At 68.8% G+C, this 16235-nt stretch carries 15 protein-coding genes and 1 riboswitch; of the genes, 5 read left to right on the forward strand and 10 right to left on the reverse strand.

All coding sequences use genetic code 11. The features are described from left to right. Nucleotides 1–160: 160 nt before the first annotated feature. Nucleotides 161–1327, reverse strand: coding sequence for an MFS transporter (locus NK1_RS10200; RefSeq protein WP_063008336.1), 1167 nt, complete (start codon nt 1325–1327; stop codon nt 161–163). A 308-nt stretch (nt 1328–1635) separates the two neighbouring features. Then, nucleotides 1636–2853, reverse strand: a complete 1218-nt coding sequence (locus NK1_RS10205) for an NADP-dependent isocitrate dehydrogenase (protein ID WP_030513542.1) — start codon at nt 2851–2853, stop codon at nt 1636–1638. A 312-nt stretch (nt 2854–3165) separates the two neighbouring features. Continuing rightward, a riboswitch (SAM riboswitch) is annotated at nt 3166–3277 on the forward strand. Between the two features lie 13 nt (nt 3278–3290). On the opposite strand from NK1_RS10205, the gene NK1_RS10210 reads away from it, so the two are divergent. Together NK1_RS10210 and metX are read left to right on the forward strand one after the other, a co-directional pair. Further along, nucleotides 3291–3530: a hypothetical protein gene (locus NK1_RS10210; RefSeq protein WP_063008290.1), complete on the forward strand. Its 240-nt coding sequence runs from the start codon at nt 3291–3293 to the stop codon at nt 3528–3530. Nucleotides 3531–3574: 44 nt separating this feature from the next. Then, nucleotides 3575–4693: a homoserine O-acetyltransferase MetX gene (gene metX / locus NK1_RS10215; protein ID WP_374726736.1), complete on the forward strand. Its 1119-nt coding sequence runs from the start codon at nt 3575–3577 to the stop codon at nt 4691–4693. Between the two features lie 15 nt (nt 4694–4708). Here metX and NK1_RS10220 read toward each other — a convergent pair whose 3' ends face one another. After that, a complete protein-coding gene (locus tag NK1_RS10220; RefSeq protein ID WP_063008338.1) occupies nt 4709–4954 on the reverse strand; it encodes a DUF3017 domain-containing protein in 246 nt (81 codons plus the stop codon). A gap of 197 nt (nt 4955–5151) precedes the next feature. On the opposite strand from NK1_RS10220, the gene NK1_RS10225 reads away from it, so the two are divergent. Next, nucleotides 5152–5616 (forward strand): tRNA (cytidine(34)-2'-O)-methyltransferase, encoded by a 465-nt coding sequence (locus NK1_RS10225; protein WP_036498362.1) that lies wholly within the window; start codon nt 5152–5154, stop codon nt 5614–5616. Between the two features lie 14 nt (nt 5617–5630). On the opposite strand, the gene NK1_RS10230 is transcribed toward NK1_RS10225, so the two are convergent. Together NK1_RS10230 and NK1_RS34385 are read right to left on the reverse strand one after the other, a co-directional pair. Next, on the reverse strand, nt 5631–8972 hold the full coding sequence (locus NK1_RS10230; protein WP_063008291.1) for an error-prone DNA polymerase: 3342 nt from the start codon (nt 8970–8972) through the stop codon (nt 5631–5633). Between the two features lie 51 nt (nt 8973–9023). Then, on the reverse strand, nt 9024–9179 hold the full coding sequence (locus tag NK1_RS34385) for a hypothetical protein (protein WP_157104190.1): 156 nt from the start codon (nt 9177–9179) through the stop codon (nt 9024–9026). A 128-nt stretch (nt 9180–9307) separates the two neighbouring features. On the opposite strand from NK1_RS34385, the gene NK1_RS10235 reads away from it, so the two are divergent. Beyond that, nucleotides 9308–10657 (forward strand): MFS transporter, encoded by a 1350-nt coding sequence (locus NK1_RS10235; protein ID WP_063008292.1) that lies wholly within the window; start codon nt 9308–9310, stop codon nt 10655–10657. Between the two features lie 6 nt (nt 10658–10663). On the opposite strand, the gene NK1_RS34390 is transcribed toward NK1_RS10235, so the two are convergent. After that, nucleotides 10664–10840: a hypothetical protein gene (locus tag NK1_RS34390; RefSeq protein WP_157104191.1), complete on the reverse strand. Its 177-nt coding sequence runs from the start codon at nt 10838–10840 to the stop codon at nt 10664–10666. Between the two features lie 204 nt (nt 10841–11044). On the opposite strand from NK1_RS34390, the gene NK1_RS10240 reads away from it, so the two are divergent. Beyond that, nucleotides 11045–12025, forward strand: coding sequence for an SDR family NAD(P)-dependent oxidoreductase (locus NK1_RS10240; protein WP_063008293.1), 981 nt, complete (start codon nt 11045–11047; stop codon nt 12023–12025). A gap of 22 nt (nt 12026–12047) precedes the next feature. On the opposite strand, the gene NK1_RS10245 is transcribed toward NK1_RS10240, so the two are convergent. From NK1_RS10245 to imuA', 4 genes are all read right to left on the reverse strand, one after another. Beyond that, entirely contained in the window at nt 12048–12938 is an 891-nt protein-coding gene (locus tag NK1_RS10245) for a ferredoxin family protein (RefSeq protein WP_063008339.1), read from the reverse strand. Between the two features lie 65 nt (nt 12939–13003). Beyond that, nucleotides 13004–13771, reverse strand: coding sequence for an alpha/beta fold hydrolase (locus NK1_RS10250; RefSeq protein WP_063008340.1), 768 nt, complete (start codon nt 13769–13771; stop codon nt 13004–13006). Between the two features lie 71 nt (nt 13772–13842). Continuing rightward, complete coding sequence (locus NK1_RS10255; RefSeq protein ID WP_063008341.1) at nt 13843–15447, reverse strand: DNA polymerase Y family protein; 1605 nt, start codon at nt 15445–15447, stop codon at nt 13843–13845. A 22-nt stretch (nt 15448–15469) separates the two neighbouring features. Next, nucleotides 15470–16201 (reverse strand): DnaE2-dependent mutagenesis accessory factor ImuA', encoded by a 732-nt coding sequence (imuA', locus tag NK1_RS10260; protein ID WP_063008342.1) that lies wholly within the window; start codon nt 16199–16201, stop codon nt 15470–15472. Nucleotides 16202–16235 lie beyond the last annotated feature (34 nt).

Raw genomic sequence — 16235 nt, forward strand, 5'->3', positions numbered from 1 at the left:
TCGATACCGATCGTGTCACCGTCCGGTCAGCGGTATGCGGCACGCCGTCATCGTAGCGAGCTGCCGGGGCGGTTTCTCACTGCCAGGAGTAGGGCGCGGTCGGATCGTCAGGCGCTGCGACGAACCGACGACATGGCACTTCTCGCCCGGTCGCCGATGTTCAGCCGCGCCCCACAGCAACCTCGCGGTGCGCCGGGACCCTGCGGGCCGACCACGCAGTGATGGTGAACAGCACCACCCCGGCCACAGCCAGCCCCGCTCCCACGACGGCGGGTGCGGTGTATCCCAGCCCCGCCGCGATCACCAGCCCGCCCAGCCACGCGCCCGCCGCGTTGGCGATGTTCAATGCGGCGTGGTTGAGGGCGGCGGCGAGGGTTTGGGCGTCGTGGGCGACATCCATCAGGCGGGTCTGCAGACCGGGTGCCAGCGCGGCTCCGGAGGCGCCGACCAGGAAGGCGCCCGCGGCGGCGGTGAACGGGTTGTGCGCTGCGGCAACGAATCCGGCGAGGATCACCACCATGGCGATCATCGCGGCGAAGACCGAGCGGTCCACACCGCGGTCCGCGAGCACCCCGCCGACGATATTGCCTGCCACCATGCCCAGGCCGAACAACGCCAGCACGATCGGAACCAGCCCCTGCGACATGCCGGCCACATCGGTCAGCGTGGACGTGATGTAGGTGTACACCGCGAACATGCCGCCGAAGCCGACCGCGCCGACCAGCAACGTCAGCAGTACCTGCGGACGGCGTAGGGCGGTGAGCTCGGTGCGCGGATCGGTCACCCGCACCCCGTGCAGATCGGGCACGAAGCGGCTGATCGCGAAGACCGTGGCGAGCCCGATGACGGCCACGACCACATAGGCGTCGCGCCAGCCGAGGCCCTGCCCCAGCCAGGTGGCGGCGGGAACGCCCACCACATTGGCGGCGCTCAGGCCCAGCATCACCGCGGCGACGGCCTTGGCCCGCTGCCCCACCGGAGCCAGCGAGGCGGCCGCGAGCGAGGCCACGCCGAAATAGGCGCCGTGGGGCAGGCCCGCGACGAACCGGGCCGCGACCAGAGCGGGGAAGGCCGGGGCCAGCACGGAGGCGATGTTTCCGATGGTGAACGCGACCATCAAGGCGATCAGCAGGCGCTTGCGCGGCATCCGGGCGCACAGCGCCGCGATCACGGGCGCGCCGACCACCACGCCCAGCGCGTACGCCGAGACGGCATGTCCGCCGGTGGGCTCCGAAACATGCAGGTCCGCGGCGATGTCGGGCAGCAGTCCCATGGTGACGAATTCGGTGGTGCCGATCCCGAAACCGCCGAGCGCCAGCGCGAGCATCGCCGGAATGTGCCATCCGGTGCGAGTCTGCGGCGCCGCCCCGGAGCCGAGCGCCGCACGGGACGACGCGGCACTCGCGGGTGACTCCGGTGGGAAGTCGACGGGTGGTGCGGTGCGCACGGGAGCTGAGTCGGCCATGGGTGTGGCCAACACACGCGGCGGCCGCGGCGATACCGGCGGCCGGGGTGATTCGACTCACGCGATCGGGTGCGGAAAGCAATTCGGGCACCCGCGGCCACCGGGATCGGTGGGGGCGGGTGCCCGGATATGTCTACCGGCCGCGCCGGATTCCGGCCGGTCGTGAGCGTTCAGCTCAGTTCGCGCGCCAGGTTCGCATCCAGCACGCCGAGGAACTCCTCAGTGGTCAGATAACCCTGGTTGCCGCCGACCAGCAGCGCCAGATCCTTGGTCATCTGGCCGCTCTCGACGGTCTTGATGACGACGTCCTCGAGGGTCTGCGCGAAGCCGATGACCTCGGGGGTGTTGTCCAGCTTGCCGCGATGCGCCAGACCCCGCGTCCACGCGAAGATCGAGGCGATCGGGTTCGTGGAGGTGGGTTTGCCCTGCTGGTGCTGCCGGAAGTGGCGAGTCACCGTGCCGTGCGCGGCCTCGGCCTCACAGGTGCGGCCGTCCGGGGTGAGCAACACCGAGGTCATCAGGCCCAGCGAGCCGAAGCCCTGCGCCACGGTGTCGGACTGCACGTCGCCGTCGTAGTTCTTGCAGGCCCAGACGTAGCCGCCTTCCCACTTCAGCGCGGAGGCGACCATATCGTCGATCAGCCGGTGCTCGTAGGTCAGTCCGGCCGCCGCGAACTCGTCCTTGAACTCGGTCTCGAAGATCTCCTGGAAGGTGTCCTTGAACATGCCGTCGTAGGCCTTCAGGATGGTGTTCTTCGTCGACATGTAGACGGGGTAGTTCTGCTGCAGGCCGTAGTTCAGCGACGCCCGCGCGAAGTCCTCGATCGACTTCTTGAAGTTGTACATACCCATGACGACGCCGCCGTCCTCGGGCATCTTCACCACTTCGTGGACGATCGGCTCGGAGCCGTCCTCCGGGGTGAACTGAATCGTGACGGTGCCGGCCTGATGCACCTTGAAATCGGTGGCGCGGTACTGGTCACCGAAGGCGTGACGGCCGATGATGATCGGCTTGGTCCAGCCGGGAACCAGACGCGGAACATTGGAAATGATGATCGGCGCGCGGAAAATGGTGCCGCCGAGGATGTTACGAATAGTGCCGTTCGGCGAACGCCACATCTTCTTGAGGCCGAATTCTTCGACACGTGCCTCGTCGGGGGTGATGGTGGCGCATTTGACGCCCACGCCGTGCTTCTTGATGGCGTTGGCCGCGTCGACGGTGACCTGGTCATCGGTCTTGTCGCGGGTTTCGATGCCGAGGTCGTAGTACTCGAGGTTCACATCGAGGTACGGATGGATCAGCTTGTCCTTGATGAACTGCCAGATGATCCGGGTCATCTCGTCGCCGTCGAGTTCGACGACGGTCCCTTCAACCTTGATCTTGGACATGGATCTTCGTGTCCTCCTAAGGAAGGTGTGCTCCCATTGCACGGCCAGGCGAGCACGCTTGTGAGCGGACCCCAGCTGTTCAACAGACAACGTATACGCCCCGCGTTGTCCACGAGACGCCTGGTGCTAAACAAGACAAGCGTACTGGTGCGCTGGGTCTCACTGACAGGGGCGGTCCCATTGAGAGCTACCCCCGTCACATCGGCCCGATGCCGATCGGCGAGGAAACGGACATACGCCGCGAACATCCGACTCGAATCGGGCGAGCCCAACCCTCGCCCCCGTCGTGCCCGATTGTTACCATCCACGGCAGGTCATGAGCGCCAGCGCCAAGCCCCGGCTCGCTGGCCGGCAACCCTCCAGTTGCGGTGGGGTGCTCCGGGTGATTGACCGGGCTCTCGAAAGCCGAGAGCAAGCGCGACTGTCAGGAGCAACAAGTGAGCGAGTCCACCGTGCCCATCGCCGGCAAGTCCGTGGAGGCGGCGGAGCGGCGCAGCCGTATCGCTACCATCGGGGATGTGTGTGCCCCAGCCCTCCGTACCGCCTCGACCACGCGCGCGCTCTCGCCGTGCGCCGACCCGGCGGCCGCCGGCGTCGCGTTCCGGCAGGTCCGCGGGCCGATGCGGGTGATGGGGATCGATCGCGTGGCACGGCTCGACGTGGTGACGGCACGGTGACCGTGAGTATCGAATCGAGCACTTCCCGCCCGGGCGCTACGACACTGCTACCCCCGCCGGACGGCACGGTGGGAATCATCGGGGTCGGCGATGTCCGCCTCGAGAACGGCGCGGTCGTCCCCGGTGTCGAACTGGCCGTGCAGCGCTGGGGTGAACTGGCCCCCGGCCTGGACAACGTGGTGCTGGTCGAACACGCGCTGACCGGCGATTCGCACGTCTGCGGGCAACCCGACGAACTGCACGCCCTGCCGGGCTGGTGGGACGGACTGGTCGGACCCGGCGCGGCACTGGACACCGACCGCTGGTGCGTGATCGCGACCAACGTTCTGGGCGGTTGCCAGGGCAGCACCGGCCCCTCGTCCCTCGCGCCGGACGGAAAACCTTGGGGGGCACGCTTTCCGGAGATTTCGATCCGCGACCAGGTGAGCGCCGAAGTGGCGCTGCTGGACCTGCTCGGGCTGAACCGTATCGCCGCGGTGGTCGGCGGTTCGATGGGCGGCATGCGGGTGCTGGAATGGATGGTCGGATACCCCGATCGTGTCGACGCGGCCCTGGTGCTGGCGGTCGGCGCCCGCGCCACCGCAGATCAGATCGGCACCCAGACCACCCAGATCGCCGCGATCACCTCGGATCCGGACTGGCAGGACGGCGATTATCACGGCACCGGCCGCCGGCCGCTGGCCGGACTGCGCATCGCGCGCCGGATCGCGCATCTGACCTACCGCACCGAATTCGAGCTCGACCACCGGTTCGCCAACACCGCGCAGGGCGACGAAAACCCTTGGGACGGTGGCCGTTATGCGGTGCAGAGTTATCTGGAGCATCAGGCCGACAAGCTGGTCGCACGGTTCGACGCGGCCACCTACGTGCTGCTGACCGAGGCCATGAACCGGCACGACGTCGGCCGCGGGCGCGGCGGCATCGAAGCCGCGCTGGCCGCCACCCCGGTGCCGTGCGTGGTCGGCGGCGTGGATTCGGACCGGTTGTATCCGTTGCGGACCCAGCAGGAACTGGCCGATCTGCTGCCCGGCTGCAAAGGTCTGGAAGTCGTGCACTCGCGCGACGGCCACGACGGTTTCCTCACCGAGATCGAGGCCATCGGCAAATTGCTGGAGCAGACGATGGAACTGGCGCGCGCCGCGCAGGACGCCCGCGCGTCCTGAGTCCGTCCTCCGAGTTCAGCCGACGCCGAGGCTGCTGATGGTGGCCGCCAGCACGATGATCGCGCCGCCCAGCACGGTATAGGCGCCGATGTCGAACGGACGGCTGCGCACCGCCAGGAGCCCGACCCGCGCTGTCGGCAGGCACAACCGCAACACGGCCGCGAGCAGCGTCGCACCGCCGATGAAGAACGCACCGCGCCGCCACCGGTCCTGGGCCAGGAAAACCACCGCGACCAGCAGCACCACGACGACCAGCAGCATCGGCAGATGAACCTGGAAGAAGCGGCTCGCCGGGCTGGAATGCTGCGGGTGGGTGGTCGGCACGTCGGTCACGGCTGCGATTCTCGCATGACGGCACCGCCCGCGGATCGGTGGCGGGGGCCGGTGCCGCCACCGTGGGCATCCGGTTCAAGGTGGTCCGCGACCGGTGACATGCCGGCAAACGGTACCGTCTCGGTGTGCTCAAGCTGGTGTTCTTCGAACCGCGTATCCCACCGAACACGGGCAATGCGATCCGTCTGGCGGCCGGCACGGGGTGCGAACTGCATCTGATCGAGCCGCTCGGATTCGATCTGTCGGAGCCGAAGCTGCGCCGCGCCGGATTGGACTACCACGATCTCGCGGTGGTCACCGTGCACGAAAACCTTTCCGCCGCATGGAAATCCCTGCGTCCCGAGCGCGTCTTCGCCTTCACCACCCATGCCACCACGCACAACACCGACATCGCCTACCGTGCCGGTGACGTTCTGCTGTTCGGCCCGGAACCGACCGGCCTCCCGGACGACGTCCTGGCCGACCCGCACATCACCGACCAGCTGCGCATCCCGATGCTGCCTGGCCGCCGGTCGATGAACCTGTCCAATGCCGCGGCGGTCGCGGTGTACGAGGCATGGCGGCAGCTGGGGTTCCCGGGGGCCGTATAGGCGGCAACGGCCGGTCAGCGGAAATCACGCGACTTCGAGGCCATCCGCAGGTCCATGCGCTGCAGATGTTCGGCCACCACGCTCACCACGCCCTCGGCGTTCTGCACCCGGCCCCGGATCAGCAGCGCGGGGGCGCCCTGGGCGATGCGGCGGTAGCGGCGCCACAGGCCCACCGAGCACACCACGTTCACCATGCCGGTCTCGTCCTCCAGGTTGATGAAGGTGACTCCGGACGCGGTGGCCGGTCGCTGCCGATGCGTCACCGCGCCGCCGATCAGCACCTTGGACCCGTCGGGCACGGCGAGCAGCCGGTTCGCGGCGACCACGCCGAGTTCGTCCAGGCGCGGACGCAGGAATTCGGTGGGATAGCGGCCGGGCGACACACCGGTCGCCCACACGTCGGCGGCCGCCATTTCCAGTTCGCTCATCCCGGGCAGCGCCGGCGCGTCGGTGACCGCCCCGGTCCCCGGCAGCCGATCCGCCCGCTCCCCCGCCGCCGCACCCGCCGCCCACAGCGCCTGCCGCCGATCGAGCCCGCGACCGGACGCGGATTCGATACTGCCGAGCGCACCCGCGGTGGCCAGGGCCTCGGCCTGCGGCACGGACAACTCGACCCGGCCGGTCAGGTCCAGGAACGACCGATAGGGACCGGAGGACCGGGCCGCGACGATCTGCTCGGCCACGTCGTCACCGATGTGCCGGACCGCGGACAAACCCAGCCGCACCTGGGTTCCGTGCTGCTCGAGCGTCGCCCCGGCCAGGCTGTGATTGATATCCGGCCCGTGCACCACCACCCCGTGCCGGCGGGCGTCGGCCACCAGCGACTGCGGAGAGTAGAAACCCATCGGCTGCGCGTTCAGCAGTCCCGCGCAGAACGCGGCGGGATGATGCAGTTTGAACCAGGCCGAATAGAACACCAGCGCGGCGAAACTCTGCGAATGACTTTCCGGGAAACCGAAATTCGCGAAGGCGTAGATCTTCTCGTAGATGCGATCGGCCAGCTCGCCGGTGATTCCGTGCAGATCGCGCATGCCCTGATAGAAACGGCCGCGCAGCCGCTCCATGCGCTGCGGTGACCGTTTCGATCCCATCGCGCGGCGCAACTGATCCGCCTCGGCGGGAGTGAATCCCGCGATATCGATCGCCATCTGCATGAGCTGTTCCTGGAACAGCGGAATTCCGAGGGTGCGGGCCAGCGAACTCTCGAGCGCCGGATGGTCGAGCGTCACCTCCTCCCGGCCGTTGCGCCGGCGGATATAGGGATGTACGGAACCGCCCTGAATGGGACCGGGCCGGATCAGGGCGACCTCCACGACGAGATCGTAGAAGGCACGCGGGCGCAGCCGCGGCAGCGTCGCCATCTGGGCGCGCGACTCGACCTGGAAGACACCCACCGAATCCGCACGCGCGAGCATCTCGTAGACGGCGGATTCGGTGAGATCGAGGGCGTGCAATTCGACGACCTCACCTTTGTGCTCGCGCACCAGATCGATCATGTAGTGCAGGGCCGAGAGCATGCCCAGGCCGAGCAGATCGAATTTCACCAGACCCGCTGCGGCACAATCGTCCTTGTCCCACTGCAGCACGCTGCGGCCGGGCATGCGCGCCCACTCGACCGGACAGACGTCGGCGATCGGCCGATCGCAGATCACCATGCCGCCGGAATGAATGCCGAGATGCCGCGGCAGGCCCTCGATCTCGCCCGCCAATTCCAGGACCCGATCCGGAATATCGGTATGCGTCTCGGACGCCACCCCGGTCCACCTGCTCACCTGTTTGCCGAACGCGTCCTGCTGGCCGGGCGAAAACCCCAGCGCGCGAGCGGCATCGCGCACCGCGGACTTACCGCGATAGGTGATCACATTGGCCACCTGCGCGGCGTATTCGCGACCGTACTTGCGGTAGACGTGCTGGATCGCCTCCTCCCGGCGATCGGATTCGATATCCAGATCGATATCGGGCGGACCGTCGCGTTCGGGCGCCAGAAAGCGTTCGAACAGCAGATCGTTGGCGACCGGATCCACATTGGTGATGCCGATCGCGTAGCAGACCGCGGAATTGGCCGCCGACCCCCGGCCCTGGCACAGGATGTCGTTGCGCTTGCAGAAGTGGACGATGTCGTGCACGACCAGGAAATAGCCGGGAAAATTGAGTTCGGTGATGATCCGTAGTTCGTGTTCGATCTGCCGGTACGCCTTGGGATTTCCCTCCGGTGGGCCGTATCGCTCGCGCGCCCCGGCGAGGGTGAGTTCTCGCAGCCAGGAATTCTCGTCGTGCTCGGGCGGCACATCGAACGGCGGCAATTCGGGGGCGATCAAGCGCAGATCGAAGGCGCATTCGCGGGCCAGATCGACCGCCCCGGCCACCGCCTGCGGGCATTCGGCGAACAGCCGGGCCATTTCCGCACCCGACCGCAGATGCCCGCCGCCGGTCGGCGGCAGCCAGCCGTCGATCTCGTCCAGACTGCGCCGGGCCCGGATCGCCGCCAGCGCCATCGCCCGGCGCCCCTGGGCGGGGGTGGCGAAATGCGCTGCGGTCGTGGCGATCACCGGCACGTCCAGCCGTGTGGCGAGGGCGATCAGCCGGGCATTGCGTTCGTCGTCGTCGGGCACTCCGTGGTGGGTGAGTTCGACGCTCACCCGGTCGCGTCCGAACAGATCCATCAACCGGCACAGCTCCGCCTCCGCCTCGGCATCACCACGTTCCAGCGCCCGGCGCACGTGACCTTTGCGGCAGCCGGTGAGGATATGCCAGTGCCCGGCCGCGGCGGCGGCGAGCCGATCCAGGTCGTACCGCAGGATTCCCTTCTCGCCGGCCACCATATGTGCCGCCGACATCTCCCGCGACAGCCGCCGATATCCTTCCTGGCCGCGCGCCAGCACCAGTAGATGCGGTCCGGACGGGTCCGGTTCCCCCGTGCGCGGCTGGGAATCGTCCATCGGCGCCGAACCGAATATCGTTGCCGCGTCGCGGGTTTCCCCCAGCGACAATTCGGCGCCGAACACCGTCGGCAGCCCCCATTCGGCGGCGGCCTCGGCGAAACGCACCACACCGTAGAAGCCGTTGTGATCGGTGAGCGCCAAGGCCTCGAGCCCCAGCCGCACCGCCTCCTCCACCATTTCCTCGGGTTGGCAGGCGCCGTCGAGAAAGCTGTAGGCCGAATGCGTGTGCAATTCCGCATACGGCACCAGCGGACCGCTCGCCTCCGGCCGCGTACCCGCCCGGTATTCGCCGCGGGTATGCGACCACGCCGGGCTGTCCCCGCCGTCGCCCGGCGGTGTGGCCCCGCGACCGGGCAGACCGGAGAGCACCCGCTCCATTTCCGCCCAGGTGGGCGGGCCGTTTCCCCAGCCCATCCGCAACACCTTCGTCGATTCGAACGTATATTCGATATCGATGCTAACTCGCTAGCCCAGGGTTCGGGAAGGCAGCCCCGCTGCGGGCAGCCAGGCCGGACGAAGGCCCCCGACAGCCGCGGCGACGAGCAGTGCGAGGACGGCGACCACCAGCGACGTTCGCAGGCCACCGAGGAAGTCGACCGCGCCGCCGACCTGCACACCCACAGCGCGGGAGCCGGAACCGAGCGCCGTGATATACGCCGCTGGAATCGCGCTGATTCGAATCCTTTTCGCGGATACCGACTCGCCCTAATGTCACTGCGCGAATCGACGGCGGGAAGGAAAGGGACCCCATGTCTGTACTGGAGTCCGCGCCGGCGAGTACGCGCGCCGCGGAGCAGCACGAGGAGCGGACAAAACATCTCGGCGCCGCCGAAACTCGAACAGCGGTGGCGGCGAGCCTGATCGGTACCACGGTCGAGTGGTACGACTTCTTCCTCTATTCCACCGCCGCCGGCATCGTCTTCAACAAACTGTTCTTCCCGGATACGAGCGCGTTCGTCGGAACCATGCTGTCGTTCGCGACATTCGCGGTCGGTTTCGTGATGCGTCCGGTCGGCGGATTGGTTTTCGGCCATATCGGTGACCGCATCGGGCGCAAACGCACCCTCGCACTGACCATGGCGATCATGGGCGGCTCGACCGCGCTGATGGGTGTCCTGCCGACCAGTGCCGCGATCGGTATCGCGGCGCCGATCCTTTTGCTGGCGTTGCGCATTCTGCAGGGTTTCGCACTCGGCGGGGAATGGGCCGGTGCGGTACTGCTGGCCGTGGAACACAGTCCCCGCAAGAAGGTCGGCCGGTTCGGCAGCTATCCGCAGATCGGTTTGGCGCTCGGCCTCGCACTCGGCACCGGCGTCTTCGCGCTGCTGCGTTCGGTTCTGAGCGAGCAGGCATTTCTCGACTACGGCTGGCGAATCGCCTTCGGCGCCAGCGTGGTTCTGGTGGTCATCGGCCTGGTGGTGCGGCTCAAGATCGACGAGACGCCCGCGTTCCGGGAAATCGACCGGCTCAATCGGATCTCGAAAGTGCCTGTGGTCGAACTGTTCCGGAATGCGCGCACCCGGCGCAACACCGTCCTCGGCCTGCTCTCGCGATGGGGTGAGGGCGCGGCGTTCAACACCTGGGGTGTCTTCGCGATCAGTTTCGCGACCGGGCATCTCGGATTCGAACAGGTTCCGGTACTGCTCGCGGTGACCATCGCCGCGGTCGTGATGGCCGCCCTCATTCCGGTATCCGGAAATCTGACCGACAGGTTCGGGCCGCGCCGGGTCTACATCGCCGGTATCGCCGCGTACGGCGTGCTGGTGTATCCGGTATTCGCGCTGTTCGAGGTCGGCAATATCGTCGTGTTCACCCTCGCGATCATCGCGGTGTTCGGTGTCGCCCATGCCCTGTTCTACGGTGCGCAGGGTACGTTGTACGCCGGGCTGTACCCGGCCGAGGTGCGCTACACCGGACTCTCGTTCGTCTATCAGGTCTCGGGGATCTACGCCTCGGGCATCACTCCGTTGATCGTCACGGCGCTGATCGCGGCAGGCGGCAAAACTCCCTGGCTCGCCTGCGGCTATCTGGTGGCGACGGCGGTGATCAGCGTGGTCGCGACGCTGTTCATCAGCGAGGACGACCGGCTCACCGCCTGAGCCCGCTCATCCGCCGGCGTACAGGGCGCGACGCCGCCGACGCGCACGCCGGACCGCCTGCTCCGCGGCGGCAGCGGCTTCTCGTTCGGATGCCCCCGCCGCGAGCGCCTTCGCCCGGGCATCGGCCCCGGCCTTCTCGTCCCTGGCCGCCGAACGTCGGCGCAACGCTGTCCACAGACCCACCGTCGTCTCCTCCCGCACAGATATCCGAACACCCAGCATGACCGCGGGAGTACCCGGCCGGCATCGCCCTGCGGGATGACCGAAGGAGGGCCGGGGTAGTCCTCGTGGCTTACCCGGCTCCTCCCGGCGATGTGCGCCGGCCCCTTGGCAGCGGAACTTACTTTGGAGTAAGTTCGGGGGAAATCGACCTGCAAGGGAGCAGCGATGTCGGATAACCACGCGGCCGAACAGGGCTATCTGTCCCGTCGGCGGGCACGCCGGGATCTCACCGGAAAACATGTCGTCATCACGGGCGCCTCCTCCGGAATCGGGCGGGCGGCGGCGACCGCCGTCGCCGCCAAGGGGGCCGTGGTGCTGCTGCTCGCGCGGCGCGACGAGGAACTGAACGCCGTGGTCGAGGAGATCACCGCCGCGGGCGGGCAGGCCTGCGCCTATCAGTGCGACGTCACCGATTCCGATTCGGTGGACCGGACCGTGAAGTCGATTCTCGACACGCACGGCCACGTCGACATGCTGGTCAACAATGCCGGCCGCTCCATCCGGCGCGCCGTGCACCGATCCACCGACCGGCTGCACGATTTCGAACGGACCATGGCGGTCAACTATTTCGGTGCGGTGCGAATGACGCTGGCGCTGCTGCCCCAGATGCGGGAGCGTAAATTCGGTCACATCGTCAACATCTCGAGCGCGGGGGTCCAGGTCGCCACGCCTCGTTTCGCCGCCTATCTGGCCAGCAAGGCCGCCCTGGACAAGTTCGCGGAGGTCACCGCGGCCGAAATGCTCTCCGACAACATCACTTTCACGACCATTCACATGCCGCTGGTGCGGACGCCGATGATCGCGCCCAGCGGTAAACAGGGACCGTCGGAATCTCCCGAATGGGCGGCGGCCACCATCGTGCGCGCGCTGAGCGAGCGACCGCGGCGCATCGACGTGCCCGTGGGCACCCTGGCCGAATACGGGACGCTGTTCGCGCCGGGGATCAAGGATCGCGTCATGCACCGGTACTACCGGGCACTGCCGGACTCCCCCGCCGCCAAGGGGGAACTGCCGGTCGAGGACGAACCGGAGTCGGAAGTGCCCGCGTTGCAGGCGAAACCGCAGCGCAAGTCGTCGACGGCGGGGCGGGTCACACGCTCGACGTTGCGCCGCGCCGCGCGATTGGTGCCCGGCACCTACTGGTGAACGCGGCAGCGGAGGCGAAATATCACGTGGTCTCGCGGATTTCGTCCGCGACGATCGCCGTCGCCGGTTTCGGGGCGGCACCGCAGCTCGCCTGACGAGGCGGATATCCGACGGTCCGCGTGGTGACCAGCCACCGGCGGCCGTCGGTGTGGGTCACCTCGGCGGCGCCGGCGAAGGTCGCCGGATCCGATGCGGGAGCCTCGACAGTCGAGACCTTCAGCTGATCGAGAGCGGCCGGCACCCGTTCGCGCACCGCGATCTCCGCCACCTGCTCGACCGGAGAAAGGCAGCTTCGTCCGCGAAACCCGTTCAACGACAGATCATTACGCCCGACAGCCGCCACCGCGCGGACCGCGTCCTCGCCGTCGACCCGGCCGTAGGTCAGTCCCTCGGGCAGGATCACCATCGCGGGCGCGAACCGATGCCCACCGGTATGCGAGCACTCCCAGACCAGATCCGGATATTCGGCCGCCAGCCGGGCCGCGATCGGACGGCCCAGCCGCGCACAACACTGATCGCGCTTGCCGTGGGCGCACACCAGGATCAGCGGATCGGTCACGCGCTCACCGATTCCCGGCGCGGGACCGTTCAGCACCTGCGGGTCGATATCGAGAAGCTGTTCCAGATCGGTGACGGTCAGACGTTCGCACCACGAATCCTGCGGCCGGGAGGCGGCGAGCAGAACCGTTCGCACACCGATGAATTCGCCGCGGCCCGGACGCCGGATGAGGGTGGGACGGACTCGCGCGGCCTTGGTCCGTGCGGCCAGTTCTGCGGTGACCTCGGCGCCGAGAACCGCATCACCGATCACATCGCGGCCCCAGGCGCCGGGTTGTTCGATGCACAGCCAGCCGCTCACCCGGGTCGCGCTGCCCGGCAGCGGAATATCGGCAGCGGCCGCCGAACACGGCAGCCCGTCGAAGTCGCTCGCGGATGCCTGCGACGTGGATGGTGCGGAACGGAAATCGGCCCCCACGGTCAGTGCTCCAGGAACGGCAGCACCACCGAAGCGAATTCCCGATACCGGTCGCGGTGGATGCTGTGCCCGCAGGTGAAAGCCTCGACCCGGCAGTCTGGCACGCTGGTGCGGAAGATCTCCAACTTCTCCGGATCGACCATGCCGCCGGGACCGCCGCGCAACATCATCGTGGCTGCGGTGATATCCGCGAGCCCCTCCCACCATTCCGGATGCGGTTTGCGGAACTGCTCGAGCGCCGGAGTGGTCATCGACCGATCGAAGGCGAGGACCGCGCGTGGGTGACGCAACAGACTGGTGGTGGCATGCCACAGTTCCGGCACCGACGGCAGCCGCCGGGTGAGGGTGAGTTGTTCGTCACCGGAGCGCAGCGGCAACGGCTGCTCCTCGAGTACCAGCCGCCGGACCAGCGCCGGTCGTTCGATGGCCACCCACGAGCAGGCGTATCCGCCCAGCGAATGGCCGACCAGATCGACGGTGGTCAGTTCCAGCCGATCGCAGAGGTTCAGCAGGTCCGCGCCGAAGTCCTCGAACCGGTAGGAGGCGGTGTGCTCGCTGCGGCCGTGTCCGCGCAGATCGGGGATGATCACCCGGCGCCCGGACCGGATCAGCGCGGTGGCGAAGCGATCCCAGGTGTGGCCGTCGCCACCCATCCCGTGCACCAGCACCACCGGGATCTCCGAGAGCGGATGCGTGGTCGGCGCGCTGCCCGAATCCCGATAGGCGATCTGCACCCCCGGCAGGGGCACCCGGATGACGTTCGACTCCACGATCAGCCAGGGTACGTCGCCGCGGCCGCCGTCGCCGCAGCGTGTGGGGTGTTCCATAGCCCGGGCCGGGGCTACTCGTAGAGTCCCTCCACGTGCCAGATGTGGTCGTAGCCGAGCAGCAGTAGGGCACGCTCCTCGGTGTCGAGCAGGATCTGCACGCGCACGGCGCCGCCGGAATCGCCGGTGGCCCACCAGCGTTCGTCCAGCAGCCAGGGCCCGGCCCAGCCCGCGACCAGCCACGACTTCTTGCCCCAGTGCAGTTCGGCCGGTTCGGCGGTGAACTCGCCACGATCGGTGAGCCAGATCGGGCTGCCGTCGCCGGACTCCAGCCGGACCTCGGGACGGTTGCCCAGCACCACCGCGGGGGCCGGTTGCGGCAGCCGGCCCGGCCACGGCAGGCCGGGGTCGGCGGTGGGGACCAATTCCTCACCGAAGGTGATCAGGGTGACGCGTTCGACGGGTCCGCGGCCGCCGCTGAGGACACCGATCCGCACCGCCTCACCGCCCAGCAGCCCCTGCACCCGGGTCAGGGCACGGCGGGCGCGTTGATCCTCCTCGCCGACCCCGCCCCAGAGTCCGAGTTGCAGCGCACCGGCCGCCACCACCTCGACCGGTTCCAGGCGCAGCAAGGTGATCGGAGCGGACGGCGGCGCTTCGGCACCACCCGCCCGCCCGCGTTTCCCGGTGTTCCGGGCGCGGTGGGTCAGCCAGCCGTCCAGCTGCCAGCGCACCCGATCCGCGGTGGTTTCCGGGGTGAGCGGCTGGGCACAGCGCCAGATTCTCGACAGGGCTTCCCCGGCCGCGGTTTCGGCGTGGACCGCGAGCCGGGTGCAGGCCACCGAGGCCGCCGCCAGTCGTTCGTGCAGGCGGGTGGCGAGCATACGACCGGCGAAGGCGGCGGCATCGACCCGCTCGATCGGCGGATCGCACCGGTACTCCACCATCAGATCCGGGGCGGGCGGGGCCGCCGAGGGCGGGCGCTCCGGTTCGGCACGGGCACACCGGTGCGCCCGGATCGCGTCGGCGCCGAAACGGGAGGCGACCTCGGCGGGCGTGAGGGCCGCGAAATCACCGATCCGGCGTAAACCCAAGCGATGCAACAGATCCACCAGTTCGGCCCGTTCCGGCGGAGCCAGACTCGGCTCGACGGCCAGCTCGCCCACCGGCAGCGGCGCCAGGAAATTCGCGGCGGCGCCGGGTGCGACGATCTGCGCCCGGCGCGCGGCGATCACCGCGGCCGACAGCTCGTCGGCGATGCCGATGCGGCATTCCACACCGAGTGCGGCGACCGCGTCGACCAGGCGTTCGGCGGCCTCCTCCTCGGAACCGAAGTAGCGGGCAGCGCCGCGTGCGGCGAGTACCAGCAGGCCGGGCCGCAGGACCTCCACCCCCGGCACGGTCGCGTCCACGGCCGTCGCCACCGGTTCGAACAGTCGCGCATCGCGGTCCGGATCCGCCTGCGCCACATGGAGGTCCGGGCATCGCGCCTGCGCCTCGCGCCTGGTCAGACCGCGGCGCACGCCCGCGTCGCGAGCCACCGCCGAACAGGCCACCACCCGATTCGCGTGCAGCACCACCACCGGCCGCAGCGGTGAGAGATCGGCCACGGCGGCGGCCGCGGCGGCCGGCCAGTCCGGGCACCACACCGCCAGTACGCGAAAACCGGGGCGTTTCATCACGCTCGCCTGCCGCGTTTCATCACGCACCCACTGCCGACAGCGTCGTGGGCGGCGAATCCGATTCCGGGACAATCCATTCGACCCGGCCGTCACGCGGGCACAGATCGAGGGTGCCGGTGCGTTCCGGCGCGGACCGGCCGCGCACGCAGACGTCCAGGCGCACCGACCGCAGCCGGCCGCGGCCACGCCCCAGGCCCGAATAGCCCGCGACCCGGGTGTCGATCCGCAGCATCGGACCGCTCCAGGCGCCGCCGGTCACCACGAGCGTGGACCCTTTGCTGCGGGCGCGGGCGGCGAGAATTCGAGTTCGGCTGGGCGGCACCGACATACCGGCCAGGCCGACCACCACCAGATCCAAACCATCCAGCAACACTGCGGCGACCTCCACCGGATCCGGGCCGGGCTCGGTCACCACGGCCAACCGGCCCAGATCGGCGCCCATCTCCGCGGCGGCGAGCAACCCGAGCCGCGGCAAACCGATCGCCGCGGCGTAACCACCACCACCGGTCACCGCGGCCAGCAGGCCGGTCAGCAGCGACCCCGCCCCCGAGTAGGCCACCACCGCCCCCTTCGGCACCCCACCCTCGGGCAGGAGCCCGGCCAGGGCGGGCGGTACGGGAAGCAGCTCTCTGCGCAGTTCATCGGCGGTCGGCGGGCGTTCCACGACCTCGACCCCACGGGCCGGAACCGCGGCCATCCGCCGCCGCAGCTCCGCCAGCTGCACGGCTCGCGCATCACCAGCCGAACCCATCTCGCCGACCACCTATCTCTCACCGAACGGTCTC

The sequence above is a fragment of the Nocardia kruczakiae NBRC 101016 genome (assembly GCF_001612965.1).
Taxonomy (GTDB): Bacteria; Actinomycetota; Actinomycetes; order Mycobacteriales; family Mycobacteriaceae; genus Nocardia; species Nocardia kruczakiae.

What these genes read in the sequence shown, in the direction of transcription:
- NK1_RS10200 (WP_063008336.1), bottom strand. Translation starts at nt 1,327, where the DNA reads ATGCTCGCGCTGGCGCTCGGCGGTTTCGGGATCGGCACCACCGAATTC.
- NK1_RS10205 (WP_030513542.1), bottom strand. Translation starts at nt 2,853, where the DNA reads ATGTCCAAGATCAAGGTTGAAGGGACCGTCGTCGAACTCGACGGCGAC.
- NK1_RS10220 (WP_063008338.1), bottom strand. Translation starts at nt 4,954, where the DNA reads ATGCTGCTGGTCGTCGTGGTGCTGCTGGTCGCGGTGGTTTTCCTGGCC.
- NK1_RS10230 (WP_063008291.1), bottom strand. Translation starts at nt 8,972, where the DNA reads ATGGGCTGGGGAAACGGCCCGCCCACCTGGGCGGAAATGGAGCGGGTG.
- NK1_RS10235 (WP_063008292.1), top strand. Translation starts at nt 9,308, where the DNA reads ATGTCTGTACTGGAGTCCGCGCCGGCGAGTACGCGCGCCGCGGAGCAG.
- NK1_RS10240 (WP_063008293.1), top strand. Translation starts at nt 11,045, where the DNA reads ATGTCGGATAACCACGCGGCCGAACAGGGCTATCTGTCCCGTCGGCGG.
- NK1_RS10255 (WP_063008341.1), bottom strand. Translation starts at nt 15,447, where the DNA reads ATGAAACGCCCCGGTTTTCGCGTACTGGCGGTGTGGTGCCCGGACTGG.
- imuA' (WP_063008342.1), bottom strand. Translation starts at nt 16,201, where the DNA reads ATGGGTTCGGCTGGTGATGCGCGAGCCGTGCAGCTGGCGGAGCTGCGG.